At 66.7% G+C, this 9,169-nt stretch carries 7 protein-coding genes; 5 read left to right on the top strand and 2 right to left on the bottom strand.

The window, feature by feature from the left end:
- Window positions 1-7: 7 nt before the first annotated feature.
- From KHO41_RS37490 to KHO41_RS37500, 3 genes are all read left to right on the top strand, one after another.
- Window positions 8-343 carry a hypothetical protein gene (locus KHO41_RS37490; RefSeq protein ID WP_211958290.1) on the top strand — a complete coding sequence of 112 codons (336 nt, stop codon included), beginning with the start codon at window positions 8-10 and terminating at the stop codon, window positions 341-343.
- A 104-nt stretch (window positions 344-447) separates the two neighbouring features.
- Window positions 448-1,842 (top strand): DUF3300 domain-containing protein, encoded by a 1,395-nt coding sequence (locus KHO41_RS37495; RefSeq protein WP_211958282.1) that lies wholly within the window; start codon window positions 448-450, stop codon window positions 1,840-1,842.
- A gap of 2 nt (window positions 1,843-1,844) precedes the next feature.
- The gene (locus KHO41_RS37500) at window positions 1,845-2,687 is read left to right on the top strand and encodes a DUF2950 family protein (RefSeq protein ID WP_211958283.1); all 843 of its coding nucleotides are present in this window, start codon (window positions 1,845-1,847) and stop codon (window positions 2,685-2,687) included.
- 51 nt (window positions 2,688-2,738) lie between these two features.
- Here KHO41_RS37500 and KHO41_RS37505 read toward each other — a convergent pair whose 3' ends face one another.
- Window positions 2,739-3,515 (bottom strand): Crp/Fnr family transcriptional regulator, encoded by a 777-nt coding sequence (locus tag KHO41_RS37505; RefSeq protein ID WP_211958284.1) that lies wholly within the window; start codon window positions 3,513-3,515, stop codon window positions 2,739-2,741.
- Between the two features lie 245 nt (window positions 3,516-3,760).
- On the opposite strand from KHO41_RS37505, the gene KHO41_RS37510 reads away from it, so the two are divergent.
- On the top strand, window positions 3,761-4,849 hold the full coding sequence (locus tag KHO41_RS37510) for an extracellular catalytic domain type 1 short-chain-length polyhydroxyalkanoate depolymerase (protein ID WP_211958285.1): 1,089 nt from the start codon (window positions 3,761-3,763) through the stop codon (window positions 4,847-4,849).
- 65 nt (window positions 4,850-4,914) lie between these two features.
- On the opposite strand, the gene KHO41_RS37515 is transcribed toward KHO41_RS37510, so the two are convergent.
- Window positions 4,915-6,225, bottom strand: coding sequence for an MFS transporter (locus KHO41_RS37515; RefSeq protein WP_211958286.1), 1,311 nt, complete (start codon window positions 6,223-6,225; stop codon window positions 4,915-4,917).
- 299 nt (window positions 6,226-6,524) lie between these two features.
- Here KHO41_RS37515 and KHO41_RS37520 point away from each other — a divergent pair.
- Window positions 6,525-9,169: DUF748 domain-containing protein (locus KHO41_RS37520; RefSeq protein ID WP_211958287.1), on the top strand; the 2,645-nt coding region annotated here is incomplete at its 3' end.

Consider the following 9,169-nt stretch of genomic DNA (forward strand, 5'->3'; position numbering starts at 1 on the left):
GGTATGCATGTTGGCCGGTGCAGGGTTGCTGGCCGCCCAGGTCTGGGCGGCGTCTGACATGGCGCCACCGGCGCCGATGGTCGCGCCACCGCCGCCGCGCATGCTCGACAGTGCCACGTCGACGGTCGAATCGCCAGACGGCACCTTGTCGGTATCGCAGCGCCAGCGCTGCCAGTCTCTGCTCGACCAGATCAACGCGCTGCCCGTCGGGGAGCAGTGGTCGACGGGCAAGCCGTCGGTGACCACGGCTGACGGCCGCACGTATCCGACGCTCGAGCGGCAAGCGGACCGCAAACGCCTGGAGGAGGCGTACCGCCAGGAATGCACGCAACAGAGCCGGTAGTGGCAGCGCGTGGCGCACCCCGTGCAACTGGCGGGCGTGCGTGGCCGCCGCCCCGGCCATGGCTGCACGCGATGGGCCGGACTGCATCCCTGTGGAGAGCGAACATGCACCGCTTACGTCAAATTCTTGCCTGGTTTTTCGGGTTGATGCTGCTGGCGCCATTTGGCGGGCCGATGGCGCAGACTCCGCTAAGCCACGCGCAACTCGACCAACTCACCGCACCGGTCGCGCTCTATCCTGATGCGTTGCTGTCGCAGGTGTTGATGGCTGCGACTTATCCGGCCGACGTGGCATCTGCCGCGCAATGGTCGAAGGCCAATGCGAGCCTGTCCGGCGATGCTGCCACCAACGCCGTCAGCAACCAGCCGTGGGACCCGAGCGTGCAATCGCTGGTGGCATTCCCGTCGGTGATGGACATGATGGGGCGCGAGCCCCAGTGGGTGCAGTCCCTCGGTGATGCCTTCCTTGCGCAACCCAATGATGTGATGGACTCGGTGCAGCGCTTGCGGCGGCAGGCCCAGCAGGCCGGTTCTCTCAAGACGACGGAGCAGCAGAGGGTGATCACGCAGACCACCGGTGGGACCACCGTGGTGCAGATCGAACCCGTCAATCCTCAGGTGGTCTACGTGCCGGCGTATAACCCCACGGTTGTCTATGGCGCGTGGCCTTATCCGGCATATCCGCCGGCCTACTATCCACCGCCGCCCGGATCGGTGTTCGCAACGTCGCTGGTGGCGGGGATCGGCTTTGGCCTGGGTGTGGCGGCAGTCAATTCGCTTTGGGGCGGTTTCAACTGGGGATCGCACGACGTCAACATCAACGTGAACCGCTACAACAACATCAACGTGAACAACCGTCTCGACGTGAACCGATCCAACGTCAACTGGCAGCACAACCCCGCCAATCGCGGCAACGTGCCCTACAACAACGCCAACGTGCGCAACCGATTCGACCAGCAACGGCAGGCCGGCATCGCCAACCGTCCGCAAGGCGGGCAGTTCGGTACGCAGCGTCCTGGCGCAGGCGGCGGTGGCGTGCAGCGCCCGGGTGGTGGCGGACCGGCGGATGCACGCGAACAGGCACGCGAGCGTGCCGCCCAATCGTTCCAGAGCCGCACCGGGCAATCGATGCCGGGACACGGCGGCGGTGGCATCGCGGACCGCGGCCGTCAGGGCGCCGAAAACAGACCCGGCGCGCACAGTGGCGGCGTGCAGAACCCGCGCCCGGCCGGTGCCGATCGGCAGCGTGCCGACCAGGCCCAGGCGCGCGACCGCGCGCGCAATGCCAACCGCAACAGCGCGCTGCACGATGCCGGCAATGGCGACCGCGTTCGGCAGCAGTCGCAACGCGTCGCGGCACAGCCGGCACGTGGCACTCCGCAACGCCAGGGCTTTGGTGGCGAGGGCGGTGGCTTTCATGGTGGCGGAGGACGGCAGGGCGGGAGCGTCCACGGCGGTGGCGGCGGCGGAGGAGGGCATCTCGGACATGGCCGGAGGTAATCATGATGCGTAAATCCATGTCAGCCATGCGCGCGCTGGTTGCAGTCGTCGCGTTGTCGGCGGGTGCACCGGTGCTGGCGCAGCAGATGTATGCAACGCCCGATGCCGCGGCTGAAGCGCTCGGCGACGCCATCTCGCGCAGCGACGACGATGCGCTCAGGCACGTACTTGGCAACGACTTTCACAAGCTCCTGCCGCCGAGCGGCGTGGAGAGCGATGACGTCTACGAGTTCCTGGCTGCCTGGGCCCGGCATCACGCGATCCAGCCCGATGGCGAGCGCCGTGCGCTGCTGACTGTCGGTGAAAGTGGCTGGACGTTTCCGGCGCCGCTGGTCGAACAGAAGAGTGGCTGGCAATTCGACCTGCGGGCAGGGGAACGTGAAGTCCTGCGTCGGCGCCTGGGGCGCAATGAGCTGGTGGCCATGGAGACGTTGCTGCAACTTGCAGACGCCCAGGAGCGCTACGCGCAACAGGTGGGGGATGGGCGCTACGCGACCCAGCTCGTGAGCAGCCCCGGCAAGACCAATGGTCTGTACTGGCCGTCGACAAGCCAGGAGAATGCCAGCCCGCTTGGGCCGGACGCGCTTGCAATGGTGCCGGAGACGCCTGTCGATTCCGCGTTTTACGGCTACCACTACCGGGCGATCGCGCCGCCCAGGGGCAGCAATGCCAAATACGCCTTCGTGGCCTGGCCCGCGCAGTATGGCCAGAGTGGCATCCACACGTTTCTGCTCGGCAGCGACAAGACGTTCTACGAGCGTGACCTGGGCACCGGGACGGCAACGCGTGCCAAGACCATCCGGAGCTTCTCCCCGGACGGGTGGCAGCGTGTGTCGGATCGCTGAACGGTAGAACTCAACGCTAGACGGCAGGCCGGCCGCCCTCTGGGATGTCGGCTAGAACGGGCGGGGCTCGTTGCCAGTTCCGGCCAGCGAGCCGATTGTGGCCGGCCCCGGTCGCGGCATCGGGTCCAGATCCGCATAGACGGCAGCCAGGCCGTCGCGGTCGATCAGCCGCAGGCGACGCTGACGCACCGAGATCAGACCCACCGAGGCGAAACGCGACAGCAGGCGCGATACCGTTTCCAGCGTCAGGCCGAGCAGGCTGGCGATATCGGTCCGCGACATGGCCAGCGTGAGCGCGCTATCGGCGCCGCCGCGGCGCCGGTGTTCGGCGTCCAGATCCAGCAGCAGCATCGCGAGCCGCTGCGCGGCTTTCATCGAGCCCACTGCGACGAGCAGAATGCGTTCGCGCTCCGCCTGGTGGCGCATCACTGCCTGCACCGAATCGCGGAATCCCGCATCGGCCATGTGCGCGCGCAGCGCTTCGACCGGCACCACGCAACACTCGGTGTCCTGCAAGGCGAGGGCGCTCACGCTGTGCGCCGGCGCTTCATTTGGCTCGAGCCCGAGGACGTCCCCAGACAGCGAAAAGCCCGTCACCTGCCGCCAGCCCAGCGGCGATTCATAGACCTGCTTGGCGCTGCCTTGCCGAAGCGGAAACACCGCTGTCACGGGCCGGCCCTGGCGAAAAATAGCATCCCCTGCCGGCACGATCAGGTGCGCCGGTTGCAGCGGTTTCTCGGCGCCGGGCCGTGAGCTGGCCGCCGGGGCATCATGGCAGACATGGCGGAACAGGCACAAGGAGCAGGAGGACGAGGCGGGATCCGACATGGAGAAGTGGAGCGCCTGGGGGCGACAGCCTAGTATAAGTGCGCAGCAACGGCAGCTATCTCTCCGCGATCTGTATTCTTTCGTTGGGCTACTTGAATGTTTTCGACGCCGACCGCCTCATCAGTGGAGCCGCGGCGATGCGAAAAAGCCACGCTTCGGGGCAAGCCTGCAGTGGCTTGTGCTATGCTGCATTGCAACAACATGAAGCACCCGGGGAGACACGTCTCAGATGACCAGGAGTTCTCATGGCCAAGAGCCTCGCCACGGACTGGCAGGCGCAATTCCGGCGAATGAGCCGGGCGCAGGCCCAGACCGAAGCACAAGTGAAATCGTGGCTGGAACGCATTGAATCGTTGAGCCCGCTGGCGCCACGGCGCCGGATCCGGACACCGCATGGTGTCCCGCTTTCTCCGCGGCACCCTGTGCCGCAATTGCCGGGCAGCTGGGAATCGCACCGGCTGCGCCTGGCGCCGCAGCCCGGCGAACTGGTGCCGCAGCTTTCCTATCACCTTTACGTACCGGCCAGCGCCAAACACCGCTTTCGCGGCCCATTGCCCGTGGTGGTGATGCTGCATGGCTGCCGCCAGACTCCTGACGACCTCGCCGCGGGCACACGCATGAATGCGCTGGCCGAGCGAGAGGGATTTATCGTGGCCTATCCGCAGCAGCCGCTGCGGCGCCAGCTCCAGCGCTGCTGGCAGTGGTTCGACCTTGCCGCCGGTGAAGGCGGTCGGGAAGCGCAGGCGGTTGCGGCGCTGATCGATGCGCTGGCGCGGCGCCACGACGTCCGCGAAGACCAGGTCTACCTTGCTGGGATGTCAGCGGGCGCTGCCATGGCCGCCGTGGTTGCGCTGCGCTATCCGGAGCGCGTGGCGGCAGTCGGCCTGCACTCCGGCGTGGTGGTGGGCGCGGCCGATAATCCGGGGGCGGGCCTCCGGGCCATGCTCCATGGGTCGGAGGCCGATCCGGCGTGGCTGGTCGACGCGGTTGGCGCCACGCCCGGCGGCCCCGAACTGCCGGCAATCGTGGTGCACGGCCTCGACGACGACGCGGTGCATCCGGTCAACGGGCGCCTGCTGGCACGGCAGTTCCTGGCCTACAACCGCCTGGAAGACCGGCTGCGCGGTATCGAAGACGCCGACATCGACTTGCCGGCCGGCCACTTTCACGAGGCGCGTTTCGGGCGCTGGAGCCGCGACCTGGTCACACTCGTCGAAGTCGAAGGGCTGGGCCACGCGTGGAGCGGCGGAGATGGCGACTACAGCTATCACAGCGCCACCGGGCCCGATGCCAGCGCGATGATGTGGGAATTCTTTCGCGAGCACAGCCGTTAGCCGGTGACCATGAAAAAGGAGGGCATGTAGCCCTCCTTGATTGCCTGGCAACCAGCCGCTGCACATCAGCCGCGCGGGCGATCCTTGACGAACAACGCCGTCACCATGCCGAGCGCGCAGATCGCGACCACATAGTGCGCCGGCGCCAGCGGATCGTTCTTGAGCATCAGCGTGACGACCATCGGGGTCAGGCCGCCGAAGATCGCATATGACAGGTTGTACGAGAACGACAGGCCCGAAAAACGCACCTGTGCCGGGAACGCGTTGACCAGCACGAACGGCACGGCGCCGATGGTGCCGACCAGGAAGCCGGCGAGCGCATAGAGCGGCACCAGCAGGTCGGGCCGGGTGTGGACGGTGGTGTAGAGCGCGTAGGCGCTGGCGGCCAGCAGCAGGCCGCCGAAGAACAGCGTGCGGCGCGCGCCGATGCGGTCAGCCAGCGCCCCAGAGACCACGCAGCCGAAGGTCAGACACAGCGTCGCCACGCTGTTGGCGATCAGCGCCGTGCGCGCGTCGAAGCCGTACAGCTTCTGCAGGAAGGTCGGGGTCATCAGGATCACCACCACGATGCCCGCCGACAGCATCCAGGTCAGCAGCATCGAGATGACGACCGCGCCACGGTGGTCGCGCATCACCGACTTCAGCGGCATTTCAGCCGCCAGTGCCTTGCGCTTCTGCAGTTCGGCGAAAACCGGCGTTTCGTGCAGCCAGCGGCGCAGGTACATCGACGCAATGCCGAACACGCCGCCGATCAGGAACGGCACGCGCCAGCCCCAGTCCGCGAGTTCGGCCGGCGTAAAGACCGAATTGATGCCCGTGGCCACCAGCGAGCCGAGCAGGATCCCGGCCGTCAGGCCGCAGGTCAGCGTGCCGCACGCATAGCCGACGTGGCGCGCCGGCACGTGCTCCGAGACGAACACCCAGGCGCCGGGCACTTCGCCACCTACCGCGGCCCCTTGCAGGATACGCAGCACCAGTAGCAGCATGGGAGCCAGCAGGCCGATCGTCTGGTAGGTCGGCATCAGGCCCATCAGCAGCGTGGGTACCGACATCAGCAGGATCGACAGCGTGAACATCTTCTTGCGGCCCAGCAGGTCGCCGAAGTGGGCCATGATGATGCCGCCGAGCGGGCGGGCCAGGTAGCCGGCGGCAAAGATGCCGAAGGTCTGGAGCTGGCGCAGCCAGTCCGGTACGGACGGCGGGAAGAACAGCTGGCCGATCACCGTCGCAAAGAACACGAAGATGATGAAGTCGTAGAACTCGAGGGCGCCGCCCAGTGCGGCGAGGGAAAGGGTCTTGTAATCCTGGCCCGTCAGAGATCGCGCGGGCTGGGCCGGCGCACCCGTGATCGGGGCGGTACTGCTGGTGGTGGACATGAGTTGACTCGCATGAATGGCATCTCATGCGAAGCGCACAACACGGATTGCGTGGAGGGTGTGGCCGGAGGGTACAGCGCGGGAGAGGCAGGCACTACGTGGCGGGTAAGCCGCAGGCTTGCGACGAAACGCTTCGCAAAGGCGTAAAGATATCAGATCGGCGCTTGTCTTGTTGATAAGACAAGGGACGAATCGCTTGCTTTGCGCGGAGCCATTGCCATAATGTCAAAAAAAAGTGAAATCCGGGGCACAAAGTATCGTGCATCACGGGTGGCGGGGTTAGATTCATCGGGAATGACATGGAAATCAAGAGTTCCATACAGTTCGCCACGGCGACGCCGCGGCGAAAGCTGGCCTTGCGCGTGGCCGGCGGCGTGGTGGCCGCTTTGGCGGTGTTTGGCCTGGCAGGATATTTCGGCGGTCCGCCGCTTATCAAATCGCTGATCGAAAAGAACGCGACGGAGGCGCTTGGCCGCAAAGTGACGCTGGGCGGGGCCCATGTGCGCCCGTTCGAACTGGCGGCGACGCTGTCCGACTTCACCCTTTACGAGCGCGACGGCAAGACACCTGCGGTGACCGTTGGCGAGCTGGAGGCCGACACCTCGCTAGCCTCCGTATGGCACCTGGCGCCGGTGGTGGATTCGCTGCATATCGACCGGCTGGCCATCCATGTGGTGCGCGAGGCCGATGGCCGCACGAGCTTTGCCGATATCCAGGACAAGCTGGCCGCGCAGCCGCCGAAGCCACCCGATGCCAAGCCGGCCCGTTTTTCGGTCAATAACATCGCCGTGACCGGCAGCTCGGTGGCCTACGAGGACGAAGTCGCCGGCTCAAACGTGCGGGTCGACAACCTGACGCTGACGCTGCCGTTCCTGTCCAACCTGCCGCATGACGTGGAGATCGTCACACGGCCGACGCTCAGCGCGCACGTCAATGGCACGCCGCTCGCGCTCGATGGCACGGTGCTGCCGTTTGCCGATTCGCGCGAAACGCACCTGAACGTCAACTTCGACGGGCTCGATGTGGCGCGCTTCATGCCGTTTGCGCCGAAGCTCAAGGACGCAGACGTCAAGCACGGGCTGCTCGACACGCGCCTGACGCTCGGTTTCCGGCAGCAGAAGGACAAGCAGGACATCTTCGTGTCCGGCACGGCGGCGCTGCGCGAACTGGACGTGCGCACGCTCGCCGGCGCACCGCTCATCAGCAACGGCAAGCTCGCGTTCGACATCGACCGCGTCGAGCCGCTCGCGCGGCAGGCGCACCTGCGCAGTGTCGACATCGAGGGGTTGAACGTCGCGGCTGTGCGCCGCGCGGATGGCTCGCTGAATCTCGCCACGGCTTTCGTGCCGCAGGCGGCTCCTGCCGCCAAATCCGCTCCCGCGGCACCGGCCTCTGCACCGGCCGCCGCTACACCGGCAAAAGAGGCCGCTTGGCGCTATGCCGTCGACCGCATCACGCTCAGGCAGGCTCACATCGGCTTTGAAGACGCGCTGGCGCTTTCCGGACCGGGCAAGCTTGCTGTGGGCCCGATCGATGCGGAGGTGAATGGCCTGGTGAGTGCCGAAGCCGACAAGGCGACCAAGCTGCAGGCCACGATCAAAGTGGCCGATGGCCAGACGCTCACGCATACGGGCGAGCTGTCGATGCGCCAGGGTACGCTGGCCGGCACGCTCGAAACAGCGGGGCTGCAACCGCAGGGGTTTGCGTCGTGGTGGCCGCGTGAGCTGCGGGCGCAGTTCGGCAACACCGCGGTCAATGCGGAACTCCATTACCGGATGTCGTGGGCGCAGCCCGTGTTCCAGTTCGTGCTGGAGAAGTCGCGGCTGGAACTGGCGAATGTCCGGGTCGCCACGCGCGAACCGGTGGTCATGCCGACGGTCGCGGTGCCTGCCAGCGAGCCGGCAGCGCGCAAGGCGCTTGCAGAACGTACCGAGCGCGCCAGCCGCGCCCGACGTGCGCGCGAGACCGACAGCGAAGGGGCGAACCTGCCTTTGCTGCAGGCGGAAAAGGTCGTGCTGGATGACATTGGCCTGGACCTGGCAAAGCAAACGTTCGAGGCGGGCCAGCTTGCGATCACCAAGCCGCAGATCGCGGCGACGCGCGATTATCGCGGGCAGCTTCTGGAAATGGCCCGCATTTGGGCAACCGAGTCGAAAGAGCAGGCCAAGGTCCAACGCAGCAGGCAGGCGAGCGCGGCGACGGCGGCGGAAAACGGGGTCACGCCACCTCCTGCCGCCGGGGGCTGGAAAGTGCGGCTCGGCAAGGTCGGGCTCGAAGGCGGTTCGGCCCGGCTTGCTGACTATGCGCCTGCCGAAGTCAACCGCGGCCGCCCCGTTATTCATCAGTACCGCAATATCGGATTGAGCACGGGCGCCATTACATGGCCGCTTACGACGGCGGCCGTGCCCGTCAAACTGCATGCCGAAACGGGCAAGCGCGGCGTGGTCGGGGTCGAAGGCAATGTGCTGCCGGCCGCTCCGGCTGGCCAGCTCCAGCTTGATCTGCGCGAGGTCGATCTCGCGCCGGTGCAGCCCTATGTGGCGGATCGTCTCAATGCCGCGCTGCGCAGCGGCACGCTGACCGTCAAGGGCAAGGTGGCCTACAGCGCGCCCCCGGGCAAGCCGACTGCCGCGCGCTTTACGGGCAATGCGCAGGTGGCCAACGTGCGCACGGTAGACCGCGTCACCGGCGACGACTTCTTGCGCTGGCGCTCGCTCGCAGTGTCGGGCATCGATTTCAACATGGACGACAGCAAGGGTCCGATGCGCGTGGCGCTGAACAATATCGCGCTGTCGGATTTCTATGCGCGTGTGATCCTGAACGCGAACGGGCGCCTGAACCTGCAGGACGTGATGGCGGGCGGCGCGGCCAAGGGCGAGGCGCAGCCGGCCACCAGCCTGACGCAGGCGAACCCGGCTTCGGCGCCCGCGGCGGCCTCCGCGCC

Origin of the sequence: Cupriavidus numazuensis, assembly GCF_905397435.1 — a bacterium.
GTDB classification, from domain to species: domain Bacteria; phylum Pseudomonadota; class Gammaproteobacteria; order Burkholderiales; family Burkholderiaceae; genus Cupriavidus; species Cupriavidus numazuensis.